General features: G+C 68.9%; 18 protein-coding genes, 1 tRNA gene and 1 pseudogene. 15 read left to right on the top strand and 5 right to left on the bottom strand.

The annotated features are described in order from the left end of the window. Positions 1 to 185, bottom strand: a pseudogene (locus AC07PZ_RS16180) (ABC transporter permease); the annotation flags it as partial. Positions 186 to 247: 62 nt separating this feature from the next. Continuing rightward, a complete protein-coding gene (locus AC07PZ_RS16175) occupies positions 248 to 1,849 on the bottom strand; it encodes an ABC transporter substrate-binding protein (RefSeq protein WP_495296120.1) in 1,602 nt (533 codons plus the stop codon). A gap of 219 nt (positions 1,850 to 2,068) precedes the next feature. Between AC07PZ_RS16175 and AC07PZ_RS16170 the strand changes: the two genes are divergently transcribed. Then, on the top strand, positions 2,069 to 2,875 hold the full coding sequence (locus AC07PZ_RS16170; RefSeq protein WP_495296119.1) for an AraC family transcriptional regulator: 807 nt from the start codon (positions 2,069 to 2,071) through the stop codon (positions 2,873 to 2,875). A gap of 26 nt (positions 2,876 to 2,901) precedes the next feature. Here AC07PZ_RS16170 and AC07PZ_RS16165 read toward each other — a convergent pair whose 3' ends face one another. After that, complete coding sequence (locus AC07PZ_RS16165) at positions 2,902 to 4,209, bottom strand: ArgE/DapE family deacylase (RefSeq protein WP_495296118.1); 1,308 nt, start codon at positions 4,207 to 4,209, stop codon at positions 2,902 to 2,904. Positions 4,210 to 4,325: 116 nt separating this feature from the next. Next, positions 4,326 to 5,786, bottom strand: a complete 1,461-nt coding sequence (pdxR, locus tag AC07PZ_RS16160) for a MocR-like pyridoxine biosynthesis transcription factor PdxR (RefSeq protein WP_495296117.1) — start codon at positions 5,784 to 5,786, stop codon at positions 4,326 to 4,328. Between the two features lie 122 nt (positions 5,787 to 5,908). On the opposite strand from pdxR, the gene AC07PZ_RS16155 reads away from it, so the two are divergent. The 13 genes from AC07PZ_RS16155 to kdpE all read left to right on the top strand — a co-directional run bounded on the left by AC07PZ_RS16155 (position 5,909) and on the right by kdpE (position 19,408). Further along, positions 5,909 to 7,177 (top strand): 4-aminobutyrate--2-oxoglutarate transaminase, encoded by a 1,269-nt coding sequence (locus AC07PZ_RS16155; protein ID WP_495296116.1) that lies wholly within the window; start codon positions 5,909 to 5,911, stop codon positions 7,175 to 7,177. Next, positions 7,174 to 8,652: an NAD-dependent succinate-semialdehyde dehydrogenase gene (locus AC07PZ_RS16150; RefSeq protein WP_495296115.1), complete on the top strand. Its 1,479-nt coding sequence runs from the start codon at positions 7,174 to 7,176 to the stop codon at positions 8,650 to 8,652. The genes AC07PZ_RS16155 and AC07PZ_RS16150 overlap by 4 nt, the downstream gene beginning before the upstream one ends. A gap of 72 nt (positions 8,653 to 8,724) precedes the next feature. After that, positions 8,725 to 8,800: transfer RNA gene (locus AC07PZ_RS16145), tRNA-Gly, on the top strand. Positions 8,801 to 9,002: 202 nt separating this feature from the next. Next, positions 9,003 to 9,503, top strand: coding sequence for a hypothetical protein (locus tag AC07PZ_RS16140; RefSeq protein WP_495296114.1), 501 nt, complete (start codon positions 9,003 to 9,005; stop codon positions 9,501 to 9,503). 282 nt (positions 9,504 to 9,785) lie between these two features. After that, the gene (locus tag AC07PZ_RS16135; RefSeq protein WP_495296113.1) at positions 9,786 to 10,163 is read left to right on the top strand and encodes a helicase SNF2; all 378 of its coding nucleotides are present in this window, start codon (positions 9,786 to 9,788) and stop codon (positions 10,161 to 10,163) included. Between the two features lie 219 nt (positions 10,164 to 10,382). Continuing rightward, a complete protein-coding gene (locus tag AC07PZ_RS16130) occupies positions 10,383 to 10,508 on the top strand; it encodes a hypothetical protein (RefSeq protein WP_495296112.1) in 126 nt (41 codons plus the stop codon). Next, entirely contained in the window at positions 10,505 to 10,603 is a 99-nt protein-coding gene (kdpF, locus tag AC07PZ_RS16125) for a K(+)-transporting ATPase subunit F (RefSeq protein WP_495296111.1), read from the top strand. The genes AC07PZ_RS16130 and kdpF overlap by 4 nt, the downstream gene beginning before the upstream one ends. A 2-nt stretch (positions 10,604 to 10,605) precedes the next feature. Next, positions 10,606 to 12,411 carry a potassium-transporting ATPase subunit KdpA gene (kdpA, locus tag AC07PZ_RS16120; protein ID WP_495296110.1) on the top strand — a complete coding sequence of 602 codons (1,806 nt, stop codon included), beginning with the start codon at positions 10,606 to 10,608 and terminating at the stop codon, positions 12,409 to 12,411. A 414-nt stretch (positions 12,412 to 12,825) separates the two neighbouring features. Continuing rightward, on the top strand, positions 12,826 to 14,919 hold the full coding sequence (gene kdpB, locus AC07PZ_RS16115) for a potassium-transporting ATPase subunit KdpB (RefSeq protein ID WP_495296109.1): 2,094 nt from the start codon (positions 12,826 to 12,828) through the stop codon (positions 14,917 to 14,919). A gap of 18 nt (positions 14,920 to 14,937) precedes the next feature. Further along, on the top strand, positions 14,938 to 15,510 hold the full coding sequence (kdpC, locus tag AC07PZ_RS16110) for a potassium-transporting ATPase subunit KdpC (protein ID WP_495296108.1): 573 nt from the start codon (positions 14,938 to 14,940) through the stop codon (positions 15,508 to 15,510). An 8-nt stretch (positions 15,511 to 15,518) separates the two neighbouring features. Next, positions 15,519 to 15,875 (top strand): hypothetical protein, encoded by a 357-nt coding sequence (locus tag AC07PZ_RS16105; protein WP_495296107.1) that lies wholly within the window; start codon positions 15,519 to 15,521, stop codon positions 15,873 to 15,875. Positions 15,876 to 15,887: 12 nt separating this feature from the next. Further along, complete coding sequence (locus tag AC07PZ_RS16100) at positions 15,888 to 18,689, top strand: DUF4118 domain-containing protein (RefSeq protein ID WP_495296106.1); 2,802 nt, start codon at positions 15,888 to 15,890, stop codon at positions 18,687 to 18,689. 2 nt (positions 18,690 to 18,691) lie between these two features. Further along, complete coding sequence (gene kdpE / locus AC07PZ_RS16095; RefSeq protein WP_495296105.1) at positions 18,692 to 19,408, top strand: two-component system response regulator KdpE; 717 nt, start codon at positions 18,692 to 18,694, stop codon at positions 19,406 to 19,408. 55 nt (positions 19,409 to 19,463) lie between these two features. Here the strand turns inward: kdpE and AC07PZ_RS16090 are convergent, their stop codons facing one another. Beyond that, the gene (locus tag AC07PZ_RS16090) at positions 19,464 to 19,802 is read right to left on the bottom strand and encodes a YbhB/YbcL family Raf kinase inhibitor-like protein (protein ID WP_495296104.1); all 339 of its coding nucleotides are present in this window, start codon (positions 19,800 to 19,802) and stop codon (positions 19,464 to 19,466) included. Positions 19,803 to 20,226: 424 nt separating this feature from the next. On the opposite strand from AC07PZ_RS16090, the gene AC07PZ_RS16085 reads away from it, so the two are divergent. Next, complete coding sequence (locus AC07PZ_RS16085; RefSeq protein ID WP_495296103.1) at positions 20,227 to 21,390, top strand: MGDG synthase family glycosyltransferase; 1,164 nt, start codon at positions 20,227 to 20,229, stop codon at positions 21,388 to 21,390. Positions 21,391 to 21,405: the final 15 nt, after the last annotated feature.

Here is a 21,405-nt window from a genome sequence, read left to right as displayed (position 1 = left end):
GCGCGCACGCGCTTGAGGAACGCCTCGTCGGTGGCGCCGGACTGGCCTGCCATCACGAGTGCGGGGTCGCCGGGCGCCGCGCGCACCAGCATGAAATTGAAGATGGCGATCAGCAGGACGACCACCACCATCTTGCCCAGTCGCACGCCGAGTGCGCCCAGGCCCTTGAGCCATTGAAGATTCATAGATCACGCGGAAGGCGAAGCGCGGCGGCGTGCACACGCACGCGCGCCGCGCCTCGTCCTCATCAGCCCTTGAAGTACACGGTATCGAAGCTCTCGTGGATGCCGATGGCGGTCGTCACCAGGTTCTGGATGCGCTTGTCGTAGATGGTCGGGAATTCCATCTCGACCAGCCAGGCGATCGGCACCTCGTCGACGATGATCTTCTGCATCTCGCTGTACAGCGCCTGGCGCTTCTCGTCGCCGACAGCCACGGCGGCCTCGTCGGCCAGCTTGTCGACCTGCGGGTTCACGTAGCCTTCGGTGTTGGTGAACAGGATCTTGCGGATGTTGCTCGACACGTAGTTGCGCGTCACGCCCAGTGCCGGGTCCCCGAACTGGTACAGCCACGAGAGGTTCATGTCGAAGTCCCAGTTGCTGATGCGCTGGGTGTAGCTGCCGGGGTCGGTCGACTCCAGCACCACCGCGATGCCGACCTTGGCGAGCGACTGGCGGATGTATTCGCAGGTGCGCTGCACCATTTCGCCGTAGGGCGACACGGGCAGGCGCACGGTGGTGCGCACGCCCTTGGCGTCGGGCTTCAGGCCCATCTCGTCGAGCAGCGCCTTGGCCTTGTCGATCGAGAAGTCGTACTTGGTGACGTTCGGCTCGTAGTACTTGGTCTTGGAGTTGACCGGGCCGGTGGCGACCTTGCCGAAGCCGTACAGGATCTTGTCCTTGATGAAGTTGCGGTCGATCGCGTGCATCACCGCCTTGCGGAAGCGCTTGTCGTTCAGCGGTGCGTTGCGGTTGTTGATCTCCAGCCACATGATGGGCGCGAAGTACTCGTAGCCCTTGGTCGTGACGGCCAGGTTCGACTTCTTGCTCAGGCGCTGCGCGTCGAACAGTTCCAGGTCGGTCCACTGCGTGAGCTGCACGGTGCCGTTTTCCAGTGCCAGGGCGCGCGACGCGCCATCGGGCACCACGCGGTAGATGATCGCGTCGAGGTAGGGCAGGCCGGGCTTGAAGTAGTCCTCGTTGCGCACCAGGTGGATGTGCGAGCCGCGCACCCATTCCTTGAGCTTGAACGGGCCGGAACCGATGGGGTTCAGGTTGGCCGGGTTCTTGACGACGTCGGTACCGGCGTACACGTGCTTGGGCATCACGGGCAGGTTCGAGATGTCGAACGCGCCGATGAACGGGCCGAAGGGCTCGGCCAGCTTGAAGACCACGGTGTGCGCGTCGGGCGCGGTGATCGATTCGCAGCGGCCGAACAGTGCCTTGGCGCGCGGGTGCGTGACCGGCAGGAATTCCTTCACCGTGTAGACCACGTCTTCGGACGTGAGCGGCTTGCCGTCGTGCCACTTGACGTTGGGTTCGAGGTTGAAGGTGTAGGTCTTGCCGTCCGGCGAGATCGTCCAGCTCTTGGCCAGGCTGGGCAGCGGCTTGAGGTTGACGTCATAGGTCAACAGGCTCAGGAAGATCTTGCCCGACACCATCTGCGTCGGCGTGAGCTGGCTCACCGCCAGGTTCAGGATGGGGGGTTCAGGCTGGACGATGGAATTGAGCGTGCCGCCCTTGACACCGCCTGTGCCCTGAGCGAATGCCTGCGAAAAGCCCAGCGGGAACTCGGCCAGGCCCATGGCGCCGGTTGCGAGCAGGAACTTGTGGAACTCACGTTTCTTCATGGTGATCCTCGGAAAGGGAATTGGACTGCCGCACGGTTGTGCTGTATGCGTCGAGTGGCAAATTCAGTGTAAGGAGCGGTTCGGGCGAGGTTTGCGGGGTTCGAGCCGAGTTCTGTTTCGCGTGGGCCATTCTGGGTTTTGCTTGACCTTTCGACTTGTGCACGCCACAGTCCGCCGCTCTGGTTTGGCGCATTTCTTGCGTGCAAAGGAACCGTGATGATGAACAGCTTGAACCCCGTCCGCAGCCAACTCGCAACCGACTATCAGGACATCCCGCGGCCGGTTTCGATGATCATCGTGGAGCACGATCCCGAGCCTTCGATGATCGTCCCGCGCCACTCGCACCCGCGCGCCCAGCTCGCCTATGCCGTCAAGGGCATGTTCACGCTCCACACGCAGGAAGGTGCGTGGCTGGTGCCGCCCAACCGCGCGGTCTGGGTGCCGGGCGGCATCGAGCACGAGATGCATGCGCGCGGCCAGGCGGTGTCGAACCGCTCGCTCTACATCCAGCCCGATGCGTCGCCCGGCCTGCCCGACGAATGCTGCGTGATCGAGGTGTCGCCGCTGATGCGCCAGCTGATCATCGAGGCCATCGACATTCCGCTGCTGTACGACGAGGCCGGCCGCGACGGCCGCGTGATGCGGCTGATCCTCGACGAGATCTGTGCGGCGCCCAAGGTGCCGCTGCACGTGCCGATGCCCAACGACCCGCGCCTGCTGCGCATCTGCAAGGCCTTGCTGGCCGACCCGGGCCGCGAGGGCGACCTGGAAGACTGGGCGCGCTTCGGCTCGCTGGGCCGGCGCACGCTGACCCGGCTGTTCCGCGACGAGACCGGCATCACCTTCACGCTGTGGCGCCAGCAGGTCCGCCTGATGGAGGCGATGCGCCGGCTGTCGATGGGCCATGCCGTCACGACCGTCGCGATGGACCTGGGCTACGAAAGCCCCAGCGCGTTCACCGCGATGTTCCGGCGCGTGATGGGCAAGACGCCCAAGCACTACCTGAGCCGAAGCGACCTGGACTGAAGAAAGGGCGACTTCGCCCTTTCATTTCAGTTGGCTGGCGCGACCTCGTTCACGCCGCACCAGCGCGCCATGAAGACGGCGAGCACGGCAGTGACCTGCATCATGCTGTCGATCGACACCCATTCGTCGATGCCATGGATGTTGGCACCGCCCGCCGGGCCGTAGCAGATGGCGGGCGTCTCGCCATACAGGTTGAAGAACTTCGCGTCGGTCGTGCCGGTGAAGGCCGAGGGCTTGAGCACTTCGCCGACGATGTCCTGGTGGCACTTCGAGAGCTCGGTCAGCACCGGCTCGTTCATGTCGACCTCGCAGCCGTCCGCCTGGAAGCCCTGGTAGATGATCTTGTAGCTCAGCGCCGCGCGCGCCGGATGCGCTTCGTAGGCCGCCGCCAGCGCCGCCTCGACTTCCGCCTTGGCCTTGGCGACCTTCATGTCCGGATAGAAGCCGATGCGGATCTCCGAGCGGCATTTCGACGGCACCGACGACGCCCATTCGCCGCCCTCCACCTTGCCCAGGTTGAAGTTCACCGGGTGCGTGTGGTGCGCATACGAGCGGTAGCGCGCGCTCGGCGCGTTCCACTTGTCCTCGAGCTTCTTGAGCTCGCCGAACAGGTACATCGAGAAGTCGATCGCGCCCACGCCGGTCTGCGCCACCGAGGCATGCACCGGCTTGCCCAGCACTTCGATCGTGAGCCACAGCACGCCCATCTGGCAGGTCATGACGCCGTCGACCGGTTCGGTGATGACGGCGGCGTCGGCGCGGTAGCCCTCGATCAGGCAGGCGAGCGCGCCGTTGCCGGTGCATTCCTCCTCGATCACCGACTGGAAGTACACGGGCGATGCGGGCTCCAGGCCGAGCGACTTGAGCGCCTTGTAGGCCATCGTGTACGCCACGATGCCGGACTTCATGTCGGCCGCGCCGCGGCCGTACAGGCGGTCGCCCTCGACCACGGGCGAGAAGGGCGGGTTCGTCCACAGCACCTCGGCGCCGGTCGGCACCACGTCGATGTGGCCGTTGAAGATCAGCGAGTTGCCCTTGAACGGGCCGTTGGGCCGGTGGATGCCGACCACGTTGGTGCGGCCTTCATAGGAGACGATCGAGGGCGAATAGGCCGGATGGGCGCGCAGCTTGGCCTCGTCGATCTGGAATTCGTCCACACGCAGGCCGAGCGACTCGAAGGTCTCGGCCATGAAAGCCTGGGCGCTCTGCTCGTGGCCGAGCAGCGACGGGTGCGACACCAGCGTCTGCAGCATGGCGACGGTTTCGCTGCGCAACGCATGGGCAGCGGCCACGATGGCGTCTTCGCTGATCTTGACTTCGGTGGTTTCTTGCATGGTGTGGGAGCAAACGGAAAAAGATGAAAACCATTTTTTCACCGGCCTCCACGCGAAGTTGTTGGAATCGGGCCGGGCTCTATCGCGCATGCGCCTAATCCGGCCACGCCACGCCCTCAACGCCGCAGGCAGTCCGCCAGCACATGGAAGGCCGGCGCGATGTTTTCCTCCTGCACGCAGGCGTAGCCCAGCAGCAGCCCGCGCCGCGCGCCGCCGCGCAGGTAGTAGCGCGACAGCGGCCGCGTGAGCACGCCGCGTGCCTGCGCCGCCTGCGCGATCGCGACGTCGTCGCTGCCGTCCGGCAGGCGCAGCACCAGGTGCAGGCCCGCATTGCTGGACTGCGGGTCCAGGTATTCGGGGCCGAGGTGCTGCGAGATCAGCGACATCAGCAGCGCGCGCCGTCGCGCATACAGCACCCGCATCCGCCGGATGTGGGCGGCGTAGCGGCCCTGGTCCAGCAGTTCGGCCAGTGCCGCCTGGGTGATCGCATGGCCTTCTCGGTACAGGTCGGCGTGCGCGGTGCGGAAGGGCGTGGCCAGCGCGCGCGGCAAGACCATGTAGCCGACCCGCAGGCCGGGAAACAGCGTCTTGCTGAAGGTGCCGATGTAGATCACCGGCGCATCGGCTTCCAGCCCCTGCATGGCCGGGATGGGGCGGCCGGCGAAGCGGAATTCGCTGTCGTAGTCGTCCTCGACGATCCAGCCGCCCGCGGCACGCGCGATGTCGAGCAGCTCGCGCCGGCGCGCCAGGCTCATCACCGAGCCCAGCGGGTACTGGTGCGAGGGCGTGACGAAGATCAGCCGGGGCGGGGTACCGCGCGGCCAGTCACCGCTCTCGTCCTCCACGTGCATCGGCTTCACCACGGCCGAGCCCATCTGCAGCACCTTGTGGAAACCCCAGTAGCCGGGCTCTTCCACCCAGACCGTGTCGCGCGGGTCGACCAGCATGCGCAGGCTCAGATCGACCGCCTGGTGCACGCCTTCGGTCACGAGGATCTGGTCGGCGTCGCAGCGCACCGAGCGCGCCACGCGCAGGTGCTCGGCGATGGCGGCGCGCAGGGCCGGGTGGCCGCCGCCGTGGGCGTAGGTCAGCAGTTCGGGTGCCGGGTCGCGCCACAGCCGCGCGAGGATGCGGCTGAACTGCCGGTGCGGGAACTGCGTCACGTCGGGCACCCCGGGCATGAAGGCGCCCCACTGCAGCGGCGCCGCCGAGGCATTGGCCAGCAGCGCCTGGGCGCGCCGCGACAGCCGCACGGTCGCGTCCGCGCCGTCGGCCGCGGCCACGGTGCGGCCGGCGCTCAGCAGGCTGTCGGGCGTGGTCTCGGCGACGAAGGTGCCGCTGCCCACGCGCGAATGCACATAGCCCTCGGCCTGCAGCTGCGCGTAGGCGTGCAGCACCGTGTTGCGCGACATGTCGATCTCGCGTGCCAGGTCGCGCGAGGCGGGCAGCGGGCTCGACGGCGGCAGGCTGCCGTCGAGGATGGCGCTGCGCAGGCAGTCGTAGAGCTGGCGGTTCAGCGCGGTGCCCGCGGTCGGCGCGAGGCGTTGCAGAACCAGGTCGGCGCAGATGGATTTCATGGTTTTTCAATTGGCTCCATCGGTTGGAGCAAAGCGGATCTTTTCTGTGGAGCCAATCCGCCATCCAATCCGATTCAACCAGATTTCCCTTCCACCGTCTTCCCTACCTCGTCAGGATCTCCATGACCTCCAACAGCGAACTCCAATCCCGCCGCCTGGCCGCGACCCCGCGCGGCGTGGGCGTGATGTGCGACTTCTATGCCCAGCGCGCCGAGAACGCGAGCCTCTGGGACGTCGAAGGCCGCGAGTACATCGACTTCGCCGCCGGCATCGCCGTGCTGAACACCGGCCACCGCCATCCACGCATCGTGAAGGCCATCGGCGCCCAGCTCGAGCAGTTCACGCACACGGCCTACCAGATCGTTCCGTACGAGAGCGTGGTGTCGCTGGCCGAGCGCATCAACAAGGTCGTGCCGATCAGTGGCCCGACCAAGACCGCTTTCTTCACGACCGGCGCCGAAGCCGTCGAGAACGCCGTCAAGATCGCCCGCGCGCATACGAAGCGCTCGGGCGTGATCGCCTTCGGCGGCGGCTTCCATGGCCGCACGATGATGGGCCTGGCGCTGACCGGCAAGGTCGCGCCGTACAAGATCGGCTTCGGTCCGTTCCCGGCCGAGGTGTTCCACGTGCCGTTCCCGAGCGCGCTGCACGGCGTGAGCGCGGCCGATTCGCTGCACGCGATCGCACAGCTCTTCAAGTCGGACATCGAGCCGCAGCGCGTGGCAGCCATCATCATCGAGCCGGTGCAGGGCGAAGGCGGCTTCAACGTCGCGCCGACCGAGCTGATGAAGGGCCTGCGCGCCCTGTGCGACCAGCACGGCATCGTGCTGATCGCCGACGAAGTGCAGAGCGGTTTCGCGCGCACCGGCAAGCTGTTCTCGATGCTGCACCACGGCGTCGAACCCGACCTGATCACGATGGCCAAGAGCCTGGCCGGCGGCATGCCGCTGTCGGCGGTGGCCGGCCGCGCCGAGATCATGGACGCGCCCGCACCCGGCGGCCTGGGCGGCACCTACGCGGGCAATCCGCTGGCCGTCGCGTCGGCGCATGCGGTGATGGACATCATCGAAGACGAGAAGCTGTGCGAGCGTTCCGCCAAGCTCGGCGACAAGCTCGCCAAGCGCCTGCTCGCCGCGCAGGAATCGAACAAGTCGATCGCCGAAGTGCGTGCGCAGGGTTCGATGGTCGCGGTCGAGTTCCACGACGCCGCCACCGGCGCGCCCGACGCCGACAAGGTCCGCCGCGTGCAGGCCAAGGCGCTGGAAAAGGGTCTGCTGCTGCTGAGCTGCGGCAACTATGGCAACGTGATCCGCTTCCTGTACCCGCTGACGATTCCCGAAGCGCTGTTCGACCGCGCGCTGGACATCATCGACGGAGCCCTCGCAGCATGAACGCACGCATTCCCCACGCCGAAGGCCTCGGCCTGACGCGCGCCGACCTGCTCAAGCAGGCCTGCCTCATCGACGGCCAATGGGTCGCGGCCGACGATGCGGCCGTCATCGACGTCACCGACCCCGCCACTGGCGAACGCGTGGCCCAGGTGCCGCGCATGGGGCGCACCGAGACCGAGCGCGCCATTGCCGGCGCGCAGGCCGCGCTGCCGGCCTGGCGTGCGCGCACCGCCCGCGAGCGTGCGCAGGTGCTGCGCCGCTGGGCCGACCTGATGCTCGCGCACCAGGACGACCTGGGCCGCCTGATGACGCTGGAGCAAGGCAAGCCGCTGGCCGAAGCCAAGGGCGAGATCGCCTATGCCGCGTCGTTTCTGGAATGGTTCGCCGAAGAAGCCAAGCGCGTCGACGGCGAGGTGCTGCAGTCGCAGCGCGCCGGCCAGCGCATCGTGGTGCTGAAGCAGCCGATCGGCGTTTGCGCCGCCATCACGCCGTGGAACTTTCCGGCCGCGATGATCACGCGCAAGGTCGGCCCGGCGCTGGCCGCGGGCTGCACCATCGTCGTGAAGCCGGCCGAGCTCACGCCGCTGAGCGCCTTCGCGCTCGGCGTGCTCGCCATCGAGGCCGGCCTGCCGCCAGGCGTGCTGCAGATCGTGACCGGCGACGCGCCAGCCATCGGTGGCGCGCTGTGCGAGAGCGACGTGGTGCGCAAGCTGAGCTTCACCGGCTCGACCGGCGTCGGCCGCATCCTCATGCAGCAGTGCGCGCCGACCATCAAGAAGCTGTCGCTCGAACTGGGCGGCAATGCGCCGCTGATCGTGTTCGACGACGCCGACCTCGAGACGGCGGTGCAGGGCATCATCGCGTCGAAGTACCGCAATGCCGGCCAGACCTGCGTGTGCGCCAACCGCATCTACGTGCAGTCGGGCATCCACGATGCGCTGGTCGAGCGGCTGGTGAAGGCGGTCGAGGCCATGCCCGTCGGCAATGGCCTGGAACCGGGCGTGACGCAGGGCCCGCTGATCGACGATCGTGCGGTCGCCAAGGTTCGCCAGCACATCGACGACGCCTTGGCGCAGGGCGCGCAGGTACGCACCGGTGGCCAGGCCCACGCGCTGGGCGGCACCTTCTTCCAGCCCACGGTGCTCACCGGCGTGACCCAGGCGATGCGCGTGGCGCGCGAGGAGACCTTCGGTCCGCTGGCGCCGCTGTTCCGTTTCGAAACCGAGGCAGAAGCGATCGCGATGGCCAACGCCACCGAGTTCGGCCTGGCCGCCTACCTGTTCACCGAAGACCGTCGCCGCATCTGGCGCGTGAGCGAACAGCTGGAGACCGGCATGGTCGGCGTGAACACCGGGCTGATCTCGAACGAGGTCGCACCCTTCGGCGGCGTGAAGCAGTCCGGCCTCGGCCGCGAAGGCTCGCGCCACGGGATCGAGGACTACCTGGAACTCAAGTACCTCTGCCTGCAGGATTGAGCCGGTTTGAAATTTTTTTGAGCCGAGTGGCGAAACCGGTCGAATTCCGGGCTAAACTATGAGGCTCATAACGCGGGAATAGCTCAGTTGGTAGAGCGCAACCTTGCCAAGGTTGAGGTCGAGAGTTCGAGACTCTTTTCCCGCTCCAGTTTTGAAAAAGGAAGCCCATCGGCTTCCTTTTTTTTCGCCCGTATCCTGGGGTCGCATTCGTTCCATACGCCGCTTCGCCGTTCGGGCGAGCGTTTCGTGCGCCTGTCCTGGCGGGCACGGGGTGGATGGCACATTGACTCGCTGCCCGGCCCATCAAGGCGATCCCCGCCTTTTTTGCGCTGCCGGCTCAGGAGAACATCATGGTGATGGCTGTCGCGGGTTTGGCTGCTCCCCTAGTCACTCCCTTCATCAATCTGCTCGGCAAGGCGATCAAGGGGATCGAGCGGGGCGTCAACAGCAAGGAGCACAACGTCAAGAACGACGTGTGCGACAGCTTGATGCAGGAATATGGGTTGAGCCAGGAAGTCAGGGATGTGATCCACGACGTCATGGACGACGACGCGGATGAAGGCCTGGGCGACCGTCTTCGGGCGTTGATCGCGCTGGGCGTCATTCCCCAGGGCGCGATCCCGATGATCAAGCAGATGGCCGAGAAGAACGGCGTCCCTTTGACGTCCCTCGACCCCGCGACGCTGGATCAACCGATGTCGCTGGAAGAGGCCGTCAAGCTGATCAAGCCGGAGCGCCTGAAGGCGCTGGGCCTGGAGGGCCTGGCCGCCGACATCAAGCTCCAGCAGGATCGTGACGTGGAGGACCGCAAACTGGAGTCCTCGAGACCCCAGTACCTGCCTCGCTATTGACGGCAAAGAGGCAGAGCCGGCGGGGGCGGCATCGTCCTTTTCCGGCGGCCATCGAGTCGTACCGTGTCGGATGACACCGATCGATTGTTTCGATCTTGTGAACACCACGGTTCCTTTCTCTACGGGTTTTTACCTACGAATGGGCGCAAACTTCATCCCACAGAGCAGCCACCCAGTTGCTCTGGATGAACAGGGCACCGAGCGAGGTGGCCGCCCCTCAAGGACGGCGACCCACCCAAGACCGGTTCGACTCATCCAAACCGTATTGAAAGAATAGACATCATGAACACCTCGAAGATCATCGCCGCCGCCGCCCTCACGCTCCTCGCTGCCGCTGGCGCCCAAGCCGAAACGTACCAAGGCGTGCTCACCATCGCCGGCCAGAACAGCCGCGCCGCCGTCGCGCAGCAAGCCGTGGTCGCCGCTCACAGCGTCAACCCCTATTCCGACACCTACGGCCAAGGCGTGCAACCGGTGCTGGCCTCTTCCGTGGACCGCGCGGTGATCCGCAACGAGGCCGTCGCTGCCGCCCACACCGCCGATCCGTATGCCGAAGGCGCTTCGTCCGGCGTGGCCCCGATGCTGGCCAGTTCGGTGGACCGCGCAACCGTGCGCGCTCAAGCCCGCGCCGCAGCACGCGGCAACTTCGCCGCTCTCTGATCGAGCCAACCGGCGAAGGCGCGCTCGGCGCGCTTCCCGTCGCCAAGAGCCGGCCCCTGCGAAAGCACGGGCCGGCTTTTTTCATGCGCTGCCGTTGATCGGCGACCGGGATGGCGCCCGGTCTTTATGCTTTCTTTACGGCCGCTCCCACGGTCTCTTCCCCGTTTTTATGCCCCTCTGCCGAGACTCACTGTCGTGTCTCGAACCGAGGAGTGACGAATGGACATCGTGTGGATGGCGGCGGTTGCCGCGTTGTGGGTGCTGGTCGCCGAGATGGTGGTCGGCCTGAACCGGCTGGCCGGACCGAAGCGGCAGCCAGCCGAGAAAACAGGAGCGCGCACGTGATCGGCCTCGAAGTCCTCTACGGATTCGGCGGGCTGATCGCCGTCATCCTGTTCGCTTATCTCGTCTTCGCGCTGATCTGCGCCGAGGAGTTCTAGGCATGACCACCTCCGCCTGGAGCCTGCTGGCACTGTTGCTGGTCTTGCTCGTGATTCTGGGATGGCCGCTCGGTCGCTTCATTGCGGCGCTGTGCGACGGCCGCCTGCCGCGCTGGATGTCGCGTGTCGAGGCGCCTCTGTACCGCCTTGCCGGCGTCGCCCCTGGCGCGTCGATGCATTGGCGCACCTACGCGCTCGCGCTGCTGGCCTTCAACGCCATCGGCGCGCTGGCGCTCTACGGGCTGCAGCGCCTGCAGGCCGTGCTGCCGCTGAATCCGGCCGGCATGGCCGCGGTGTCGCCCGACTCGGCCTTCAATACTGCAGTGAGCTTCGTCTCCAACACCAACTGGCAAGGCTATGCGGGCGAGGCGACCATGAGCTATCTCACGCAGATGCTCGGCCTCACGGTGCAGAACTTCTTCTCGGCCGCAACCGGCATCGCGGTGGCCTTTGCGCTGGCCCGCGGTTTCGCGGCGCGCCGCACCGACGGGCAGGGCTTCGTCGGCAGCTTCTGGACCGATGTCACGCGCATCACCGTCTGGCTGCTGGTGCCGCTGTCCTTCGTGCTGGCGATCTTCTTCGTCGGCCAGGGCGTGATCCAGAACTTCGACGACTACAAGACGGTCACCACGGTCGAGGCCACGGCCTATCAGGTGCCGAAGCTCGACGCCGCCGGCCAGCCGCTGAAGGATGCGGCCGGCGCGCCGGCGATGGAGGACGCCAGCACGCCGACCCAGACGCTGGCGATGGGCCCGGTCGCGTCGCAGGAAGCGATCAAGATGCTCGGCACCAACGGTGGCGGCTTCTTCAACGCCAACTCGGCGCATCCCTACGAGAACCCGACGGCGCTTGCCAACCTCGTGCAGATGCTGGCGATCCTGCTGATTCCGGTTGCGCTGTGCTTCGCGTTCGGACGCGTGGTCGGCGACCTGCGCCAGGGCTGGGCCGTGCTGGCGGCGATGACGGTGCTGTTCGTCGCGGCGGTGATCGTGGTCATCCCGGCCGAGCAGGCGGGCAATCCGCTGCTGCAGCCGCTGGGCGTCGACCAGACCGCGTCGGTGCTGCAGGCCGGCGGCAACATGGAAGGCAAGGAGACGCGCTTCGGCATCACGGCGTCGGCGCTGTTCGCGGCCGTCACCACGGCGGCATCCTGCGGCGCGGTGAATGCGATGCACGACTCCTTCACGCCGCTCGGCGGCCTGGTGCCGATCGTGCTGATGCAGCTCGGCGAGGTGGTGTTCGGCGGCGTCGGCAGCGGGCTCTACGGCATGCTGATCTTCGCGGTGCTGGCGGTATTCATCGCGGGCCTGATGATCGGCCGCACACCCGAGTACCTCGGCAAGAAGATCGAGGTGCACGAGATGAAGCTGACCTCGATCGCGATCCTCGTCACGCCGATCGTGGTGCTGCTGGGCACGGCCGTCGCCGTAAGCATGGGCCTGGGCAAGGCGGGCATCGCCAACCCTGGCGCGCATGGCTTCTCGGAGGTGCTGTATGCGCTGACGTCGGCCGGCAACAACAACGGCAGCGCCTTCGCGGGGCTCTCGGCCAACACGCCGTTCTACAACGGCCTGCTCGGCATCGCGATGTGGCTCGGCCGCTTCGGAATGATCGTGCCGGTGCTGGCCATCGCCGGTGCGCTGGCCGCCAAGAAGCGGTTGCCGGTCACCGCCGGGACCATGCCCACGCACGGGCCGCTGTTCGTGGTGTTGCTGGTCGGCACGGTGTTGCTCGTCGGTCTGCTGAACTACGTGCCTGCATTGGCGCTCGGGCCTGTGGTTGAGCATCTGATGTTGTGGAAATCATGACATCCCACTTCGTTTGCCAATGGCATCCGGGGCGGGCTCGCGCCGACGGCGTACTCCCCTCCGCGAATGTCCCCCGGCCTGCGGCCTCCTCCTTGATTTCGCTGCGGGGAGCACACCACCGACGCGAGCCGTCACAGCGGTCGTTCATCCGCGGATATCGCGCGGCGTTCCCGGTGCCGAGGGCATGGGGTGTCTCCCGCAGCGAAATCAAGGAGGAGCCGACGAAGTCGGCGGGGGACATTCGCGGAGGGAGATACCCCGTGGCCTCGGCACGCGCCCCGAACAGGGGATGCCCCACGGCACGCGCCCCGAACAGGGGACGCCCCACGGCACGCACCCCGAACGGAAGACGCCCCATGGCACGCGCCCAGAACGAAACCGCCAGACAACTCCCTACGCAGTCGAGCAACTGACATGCAAACGAAACCTTCTCTTTCCCTGTTCGACATGGCGCTCGTCAAGCCCGCCCTGTGGGGCGCCTTCGCCAAGCTGAGCCCGCGCGTGCAATGGCGCAACCCGGTGATGTTCATCGTCTACATCGGCAGCATCCTCACGACGCTGTTGTGGGTGCATGCGCTGAGCTACCCCGGCGACAGCGGCATGCCGCCGGCCTTCGTGCTCGCGGTGTCTGTCTGGCTCTGGTTCACCGTGCTGTTCGCCAACTTCGCCGAAGCGCTCGCCGAAGGCCGCAGCAAGGCGCAGGCGGCGTCGCTGCGCGGGCTGCGCAAGGACACCTGGGCCAAGAAGCTCAAGGAGCCCTTCCACGGATCGGCGTTCCTGCCTGAGCAGGCGCCCAACCTGCGCAAGGGCGACGTCGTCCTGGTCGAAACCGGCGACGTCATCCCGCTCGACGGCGAAGTCATCGAAGGCGTGGCCTCGGTCGACGAGAGCGCCATCACCGGCGAATCGGCACCCGTGGTGCGCGAGTCGGGCGGCGACTTCTCGGCCGTCACCGGCGGTACGCGCGTGCTGTCGGACTGGCTGGTGGTGCGCATCAGCGTGAACCCCGGCGAGTCCTTCCTCGACCGCATGATCGGCATGGTCGAAGCGGCCAAGCGCCAGAAGACGCCCAACGAAGTGGCGCTCACCATCCTGCTGGTCGCGCTGACGCTGGTGTTCCTGATGGTCACCGTCACGCTGCTGCCCTTCTCGGTGTTCAGCGTCGGCGCGATGGGCACCGGCACCGTGGTGTCGTTGACCGCGCTGGTCGCGCTGCTGGTGTGCCTGATTCCGACCACCATCGGCGGCCTGCTGTCGGCCGTCGGCGTGGCCGGCATGAGCCGCATGATGCAGGCCAACGTGATCGCGACCTCGGGCCGCGCCGTCGAGGCCGCCGGCGACGTCGACGTGCTGCTGCTCGACAAGACCGGCACCATCACGCACGGCAACCGCCAGGCGTCCGCCTTCCTGCCCGGCCCTGGCATCGGTGCCGAGCGGCTCGCGCGCGCCGCGGTGCTCGCGTCGCTGGCCGACGAGACGCCCGAGGGCCGCAGCATCGTCGAGCTGGCGCGCCGGCAGGGCGTGTCCGACGCCGGCGTGGCCGATGCGCGCTTCGTGGCCTTCACCGCGCAGACGCGCATGAGCGGTGCCGACCTCCCGCCCGCACCGAACAGCCTCGACGCCGACGCCGTTCTGCTGCGCAAGGGCGCGGTGGGCGCGGTGCGCAAGCACGTCGAGGCGCTCGGTGGGCAGATGGCGCCGGAGGTGCTGCGCGCCGCCGAAGAGGTGTCGCGCCGCGGCAGCACGCCGCTGGCCGTCTCGGAAGGCAGCCGCGTGCTGGGCATCGTCGAGCTGAAGGACATCGTCAAGACGGGCATCAAGGATCGCTTCGCCGAGTTGCGCGCGATGGGCATCAAGACCGTGATGATCACGGGCGACAACAAGCTCACCGCCGCGGCCATCGCTGCGGAAGCGGGCGTCGACGATTTCCTCGCCGAGGCCACGCCCGAGGACAAGCTCGCGCTGATCCGCCAGTACCAGGCCGAAGGCCGGCTCGTCGCCATGACCGGCGACGGCACCAACGACGCGCCCGCGCTGGCGCAGGCCGACGTCGCCGTGGCGATGGGCAGCGGCACGCAGGCCGCGAAGGAGGCCGGCAACATGGTCGACCTCGACTCCAACCCGACCAAGCTGCTCGAGGTGGTGGAGACCGGCAAGGCGCTGCTGATGACGCGCGGCTCGCTCACCACCTTCTCGATCGCCAACGACGTGGCGAAGTACTTCGCGATCATTCCCGCGATCTTCGTGAGCACCTACCCGCAGCTCGGCGCGCTCAACGTGATGCGGCTCGCGAGTCCGTCGTCGGCCATCCTGTCGGCGGTGATCTTCAACGCGCTGGTCATCGTGTTCCTGATCCCGCTGGCGCTCAAGGGCGTTCGCTACCGGCCGGTCGGCGCGGCCGCGCTGCTGCGCCGCAACCTCGCCATCTACGGCCTCGGCGGCCTGGTCGTTCCGTTCATCGGCATCAAGCTGATCGACTGGCTGCTGGTCGCCGTGCATCTCGTCTGAGGCCTTCAAGGACTACACATGAAAACCATTCTTCGTCCCGCGCTCGTGCTCTTCGTGCTGCTGAGCGCACTCACCGGCCTGATCTACCCGCTGGCCGTCACCGGCGCCGCCAGGGCGGTGTTCCCCGCGCAGGCGGCCGGCAGCCTGGTCGAACGCGACGGCAAGCCCGTCGGCTCGCGGCTGATCGGCCAGAACTTCGCCGACCCGAAGCATTTCTGGGGACGTCCGTCCGCCACGGCGCCGATGGCCTACAACGCGTCGGCCTCGGGCGGTTCGAACCTGGGGCCGCTGAACCCGGCGCTGGTCGATGCGGTGAAGGCGCGCGTCGAGGCACTGCGCGCCGCCGACCCCGGCAACACGCAGCCGGTGCCGGTCGACCTCGTGACCGCGTCCGCCAGCGGACTCGACCCCGACATCAGCCCGGCCGCGGCGCGCTACCAGGCGGCTCGCGTGGCCCGCGCGCGCGGCCTGACGGACGCGCAGGTCGCGACCCTGGTCGAGCGCCACACCGAAGCGCCGCTCTGGGGCCTGCTCGGCGAGCCGCGGGTCAATGTGCTGGCCCTGAACCTCGCGCTCGACGCACAACGCTGAGGCACGCCATGGCCTATGCCGCCTACCGTGAACATCCCGGCGTGGCCCGCGCGCGCCATGCCGTGCCCTTCCATGTGCTCGACGTCACCGTGGCCTGCACCGACGCGCATCGCGTACGGCGTGCCGCGGCGCGCTGTGCCGATGCCGGCGTGCTGCGTTGCGAGCCGCTGCTGCACGAGCGCCACTCGCAGGAGCGCGACGTGCTGCGCGTGCGGCTCACGATCCGGCTGCCGCTGGCCAGCTATGCGCCGTTGCTGCACGCCTTGATCGAGGCCGTGCCCGCGGGCGAGATCGGGCGCCTGGTGAGCTGGCGCGACCACCTGCTGCACCACCACCCGCACCCGATCGCGCATCCGATGCGCTAACCTGCCGGCCGCATGTCCGACCCGCATCGCCCCGACCCCGACGCACTGCTGGCTCAGATGCGCAGCGACGAAGCCCGCGCGCGCCGCGGTCGGTTGCGCATCTACTTCGGCGCCAGTGCCGGCGTCGGCAAGACCTGGGCGATGCTCAGCGCCGCGCAGCGCGAGCGGGCCGCCGGCCGCGACGTGCTGATCGGCGTGGTCGAGACGCACGGCCGCAGCGAGACCGCGGCGCTGCTGCAGGGCCTGGCCAGCCTGCCGCCGCGCGAGATCGCCTACCGTGGCCGCACGCTGGCCGAGTTCGACCTCGACGCTGCACTGGCCCGTCAGCCCGCCGTGCTGCTGGTCGACGAGCTCGCGCATTCCAACGCGCCGGGCTCGCGCCACGCCAAGCGTTGGCAGGACGTGCAGGAGCTGCTGGCGGCGGGCATCGAGGTCTGGTCGGCGCTCAACGTGCAGCATCTGGAAAGCCTCAACGGCACCGTCGGCGCGATCACCGGTGTGCGCGTGCACGAGACCGTGCCCGACACCGTGCTCGACGAGGCCGACGAGGTGGTGCTGGTCGACGTCACGCCCGACGAGCTGACCGCGCGGCTGGCGGCCGGCAAGGTGTACCTGCCCCAGCAGGCCGAGCGCGCGGCACAGAACTTCTTCCGCAAGGGCAACCTCATCGCGCTGCGCGAGATCGCGTTGCGCCGCACCGCCGAGCACGTGGAAGACGACGTGCGCGGCTGGCGCGTCGAACAGTCCGGCACCACGCCCGATGCCGGCCAGGCGGGACGTGCGGGAGGCGCCGGCCTGCAGGCCTGGAACACCTCGGGCGCGATCCTCGCGTGCGTCGGGCCGGGCGAAGGCGCGGCGCAGACCGTGCGCAGCGCGGCGCGGCTGGCCGGCCAGCTCAACGTGCAATGGCATGCCGCGTATGTCGAGACGCCGCGCCTGCAACAGCTGCCCGCGGCCGAGCGCGACCGCATCCTGGCCGTGCTGAAGCTCGCCGAAGAGCTCGGTGCCGCCACCGCCGTGCTGACCGGCGACGACGTGGCGCGCGCGCTGGCCGCGCAGGCGCGGCGGCTGAACTGCGCGATGCTGGCGGTGGGCCGCGCGGTGCCGGCCGAAGGCTGGCGGCGCTGGTGGCCGGCGCGCTCGCTGGTGCGCGACATCGCGCGCATCGAGCCCGCGCTCGACATCGTCGAGACGGCGCGTGCCGACAGCGCCCGCCGGCTGGCTGGCGTCGTGCGCGCCGTTGCACCGGCCGGTGCCGAACCCGGCGAACCCGGCGACAGCGAACGCCCGCATGCGCGCTGGCCGGGCTATGTCTGGGCCGCGGTCGCCGGCGTGGCCGTCACGTTGATTGCGACGCCGCTGTCGGGCGTGCTGGAGCAGGTCAACATCGTGATGCTGTTCCTGCTCGGCGTGGTCGGCGTCGCGATGCGCTTCGGCCGTGGGCCGGCCGCGCTGGCCGCCTTGCTCAACGTCGCGGCCTTCGACTTCTTCTTCGTCTCGCCGCGGCTCTCCTTCGCGGTGGGCGACGTGCAGTACCTCGTCACCTTCATCGTGATGCTGGGCGTCGGCCTGCTGGTCGGCCAGCTCACGGCCGGGCTGCGCTTCGCGGTCGGCGTGTCGACCAGCCGCGAGCGCCGGGCGCAGTCGCTGTTCGAGCTGACGCGTGAGCTGTCCGCCGCGCTGGAGAGCGCCCAGGTCGTGGCGCTCGGCGCGGCCGCGGTGCAGGGCCACTTCGGCGGCCAGGCGCTGGTGCTGGCCGTCGATGCGGCGGACCGGCTGCGGATGCCGGCCGATGCGCCGCCCGGCTTCGACGCCAGCGTGGCCGACTGGGCCTTCCGCCAGGGCCAGCCGGCCGGGCTCGCGACCGCCACGCTGGCCGCACAGCCCTGGCATTACGTGCCGCTGCAGGCGCCGATGCGGGTGCGTGGCGTGCTGGCACTGCAACCGGCGCAACCGCGCTGGCTGCTGATCCCCGAACAGGCGCGGCAGCTCGAGACCCTGGCGCGCCAGATCGCGATCGCGCTGGAGCGCGTGCACTACGTCGAGGTTGCGCAGCAGGCGGTGGTCGAGATGGAGTCGGAGCGCCTGCGCAACACCTTGCTGGCCGCGATCTCGCACGACGTGCGCACGCCGCTGACCGCGCTGATCGGCCTGGCCGAGTCGCTGGAGCGTGCCGATGCCGACGCGCGCCGCGAGACCGCACAGGCGATCGTCGCGCAGGCCCGCGCGCTGAACGCGCTGGTCAACAACCTGCTCGACATGGCGCGCCTCGAAAGCGGCATCGCGGGCGGCGCGGTCCATCTGCGGCGCGACTGGCAGTCGGTGGAAGAGGTGGTCGGTTCGGCGATTCGCGCGGCGCGGCCGGCGTTGGGCGAGCGCACCGTGCAGACCGCGCTGGCGCCGGCGCTGCCGCTGGTCGAGTTCGACGCGGTGCTGATCGAGCGCGTGCTGGTCAACCTGCTGGAGAACGCCGCCAAGTACGGCGCGCCGCCGATCGTGCTCGGCGCGACGGTCACGCCGGCCGCCTTGCTGCTGAGCGTGCGTGACCATGGCGTCGGTTTGCCGGCGGCGTTGCGGGGCCAGGAACAGATCCTGTTCGACAAATTCACGCGCGGCCAGGCCGAGTCGGCCACGCCGGGCGTCGGGCTCGGCCTGGCGATCTGCAAGGCGATCGTGGCTGCGCATGGCGGGCAGATCGCGGCGGCCAATGCACCGGGGGGCGGCGCAGAATTCACGGTCACGCTGCCGCGACGCGAGCCGCCGGACGCCGCCGAGGCACCCGCCGCACTTCCGCTTCTTCCCGACCTTCACTAGCCATGTCCCAACCCACCGCCATCGTGATCGAGGACGAACCGCAGATCCGCCGCTTCGTGCGCGGTGCGCTGGAGGCCGAAGGCTGGCAGGTGCACGAAGCCGGCACGCTGCGCGACGGCCTGGCGGCGGCCGGCACGCGCCAGCCCGACCTGCTGGTGCTCGACCTGGGTCTGCCCGACGGCGACGGCGTGGCACTGATCCGCGACGTGCGCAGCTGGTCGACGGTGCCGATCATCGTGCTGTCGGCGCGCACCGACGAGGCCGACAAGATCGCCGCGCTCGATGCCGGCGCCGACGACTACCTCACCAAGCCCTTCGGCACCGGCGAACTGCTGGCGCGGGTGCGCGCCAACCTGCGCCGCCCGCGCGCGGCGGCCGGCGAGTCCGCGTCGCGCGACGGCCCGGACAAGGGCGAGCCGCTGTTCCGCTTCGGCGAGATCGAGGTCGACCGCAGCGCGCGGCTGGTGCGGCGCGCCGGCCAGGAAGTGCATCTGACGCCGACCGAGTACCGGCTGCTCGGCGTGCTGGTGGCGAATGCGGGACGCGTGCTCACGCACCGCCAGTTGCTGCGCGAGGTCTGGGGGCCGTCGCATGCCGACCAGAGCCACTACCTGCGCATCTACATGGGCCATCTGCGGCAGAAGCTGGAGGCCGATCCGGCCCAGCCGCGGCATCTGCTGACCGAGACGGCCGTCGGCTACCGGCTGGTGGTGGCCTGAGCCCGCGGCACTTGCTTGCGCGGCGCGGGCGATCGACCAGCCGATCAGCGCGCCTTCAACGCGCGTACAGCCCGATCACGCTCTGCCCGCCGAGTGCATGCCCCTTGAGCGCCGCGAGCAGTGCGTCGCGGGTGAGTCCGTCGGGCAAGGTGCCGGGCGCGACATCGGTCGCGACCACCGTCAAGGTGTAGTGGTGCGGCTGGTCGCCGACGGGCGGGCACATGCCGCGGTAGGCCGCGAGCCCCGCGACGTTCACCCCGACCGTGACGCCCGGGATGCTCTTGCCGGCCTCGCCGGTGCTCAGCTGGCCGCGCTCCGCCGCGATGTTGTAGGCGACCCAGTGCGACACGCCGAGGCCGCTGGCGCCGTCCGGATCGGACAGCAGCACGGCCACCGCAGGTGCCCGAGTCGCCGGCGTGCTCCGCCGGGATCGAGGCGCCGTCCTTGAACGCGGTGGACTCGACCGTCATGCCGGCCGCCATGGCCGCCGCGCCGGCGAGGCCGAACGCCGTGCCGGCCGCCAGCGTGCGCAGTGTGCGGGCAACGAAGGCCCTTGAAGGCCGTGAAGCCGAGCGGGAAGAGGGGCTGGAGGGAGTGAAAGAAGGACCGGAAGAGGCCGGCCGAGCGGCGAGAAACGAAGGGCGCATGAAAACTCCTGGAATGCGGTGGGTGGCCGGACGGCCAGCCTGTGCCAGCATGCGGCGAACGGCACGCCGCGCATGTCGGACGGCGCGCGGAACTGTCATCAAAGCTCCACATAATTTCCGGCGACCTGCGGCAGCCCGCCGCCGATGCCTTCTTCGACGTCCGCCGTCCGCATGACCTCACTTCTCGTCCTCAGCGTCAGCGCCGGCAACGGCCACGTGCGCGCCGCGCAGGCGCTCTGCGCCGCCGCCGATGCACATGGCCTTGCCGGCGGCGCCGTGCACGTCGATGCGATGGCGCACATGGCACCCGGCTTTCGCTGGGCCTATACCGACGCGTACCTTCAACTCGTGCGTTGCGCACCCGGACTCTGGTCGTACATCCACCAGAAGACCGACAGCACGCCGCACACTGCCGTGTCGCAGCGCTTGCGCCGCGGCATCGAGCGGGCCAGTGCCGGCGCGCTGCTGCGCGAGGTGCGGCGCCTGCGGCCCGCGGCCATCGTCTGCACGCATTTCCTGCCGGCCGAGCTGCTGATGCGCGAGGGCAGCCGAGGCCGCCTCGACTGCCCGGTCTGGCTGCAGGTGACCGACTACGACCTGCACAACATGTGGCTGGTGCCCGGCATGGCGGGCTACCTGGCGGCCACCGAAGAGGTCGCGTTCCGCATGCGTGCCCGCGGCCTCGCGCCGGAACGGCTGCACGTCACCGGCATCCCGGTGATGCCCGGCTTCTCGCAGCCTGTCGCGCAGGACGCGCGGCGCGAGAGCGATCTGCTGCGGCTGGGCCTCGATCCGGCACGCCGCGTGGTGCTGATGGCGTCGGGCGGCGCCGGCATCGGCGACCTGCCGGCGATGGTGGCGCGCGCGCTGGCACTCGACGGGCCCGGCTGCGACTTCCAGGTGGTCGCCGTGGCGGGCCGCAACGCCCAGGCACTGGCCGCGTTGCACGCGCTCGCGTTGCGCCATCCGGACCGGCTGCTGCCGGTCGGCTTCACCGACGAAATGCATGTGTGGATGGCCGCCGCGGACCTGGTCGTGACCAAGCCCGGCGGGCTGACGATCTCCGAATGCCTGGCCCTCGGACGGCCGATGCTGCTGGTCGCGCCGATCCCCGGCCAGGAGGAGCACAACGCCGGCTTCCTGCTGGAGGCCGGCGCAGCCTGCCTGGCCTATGACGCGATCGGGCTCGACTACAAGCTGGCCGCGCTGATGGCCGCGCCCGACAAGCTGCTGCGCATGGCGCAGATCAGCCGTGCGCTGGGCCGGCCCGACGCGGCGCAACGGGTGCTGGCGCGTGTCTTCGGCCACGCGGAGACGTTGGAGCCTGTGGTTTGAGCACGCCCTCCGAGC

The organism is Variovorax sp. GW821-FHT10B04 (genome assembly GCF_059415645.1).
Note: the sequence above shows the minus strand (reverse complement) of the source record. Positions and strands in the feature narration are given on the sequence as shown.

Coding starts and splice junctions, on each gene's coding strand:
- AC07PZ_RS16175 (WP_495296120.1), bottom strand. CDS start 1,849: ATGAAGAAACGTGAGTTCCACAAGTTCCTGCTCGCAACCGGCGCCATG.
- AC07PZ_RS16170 (WP_495296119.1), top strand. CDS start 2,069: ATGAACAGCTTGAACCCCGTCCGCAGCCAACTCGCAACCGACTATCAG.
- AC07PZ_RS16165 (WP_495296118.1), bottom strand. CDS start 4,209: ATGCAAGAAACCACCGAAGTCAAGATCAGCGAAGACGCCATCGTGGCC.
- pdxR (WP_495296117.1), bottom strand. CDS start 5,786: ATGAAATCCATCTGCGCCGACCTGGTTCTGCAACGCCTCGCGCCGACC.
- AC07PZ_RS16155 (WP_495296116.1), top strand. CDS start 5,909: ATGACCTCCAACAGCGAACTCCAATCCCGCCGCCTGGCCGCGACCCCG.
- AC07PZ_RS16150 (WP_495296115.1), top strand. CDS start 7,174: ATGAACGCACGCATTCCCCACGCCGAAGGCCTCGGCCTGACGCGCGCC.
- AC07PZ_RS16140 (WP_495296114.1), top strand. CDS start 9,003: ATGGTGATGGCTGTCGCGGGTTTGGCTGCTCCCCTAGTCACTCCCTTC.
- AC07PZ_RS16135 (WP_495296113.1), top strand. CDS start 9,786: ATGAACACCTCGAAGATCATCGCCGCCGCCGCCCTCACGCTCCTCGCT.
- AC07PZ_RS16130 (WP_495296112.1), top strand. CDS start 10,383: ATGGACATCGTGTGGATGGCGGCGGTTGCCGCGTTGTGGGTGCTGGTC.
- kdpA (WP_495296110.1), top strand. CDS start 10,606: ATGACCACCTCCGCCTGGAGCCTGCTGGCACTGTTGCTGGTCTTGCTC.
- kdpB (WP_495296109.1), top strand. CDS start 12,826: ATGCAAACGAAACCTTCTCTTTCCCTGTTCGACATGGCGCTCGTCAAG.
- kdpC (WP_495296108.1), top strand. CDS start 14,938: ATGAAAACCATTCTTCGTCCCGCGCTCGTGCTCTTCGTGCTGCTGAGC.
- AC07PZ_RS16105 (WP_495296107.1), top strand. CDS start 15,519: ATGGCCTATGCCGCCTACCGTGAACATCCCGGCGTGGCCCGCGCGCGC.
- AC07PZ_RS16100 (WP_495296106.1), top strand. CDS start 15,888: ATGTCCGACCCGCATCGCCCCGACCCCGACGCACTGCTGGCTCAGATG.
- kdpE (WP_495296105.1), top strand. CDS start 18,692: ATGTCCCAACCCACCGCCATCGTGATCGAGGACGAACCGCAGATCCGC.
- AC07PZ_RS16085 (WP_495296103.1), top strand. CDS start 20,227: ATGACCTCACTTCTCGTCCTCAGCGTCAGCGCCGGCAACGGCCACGTG.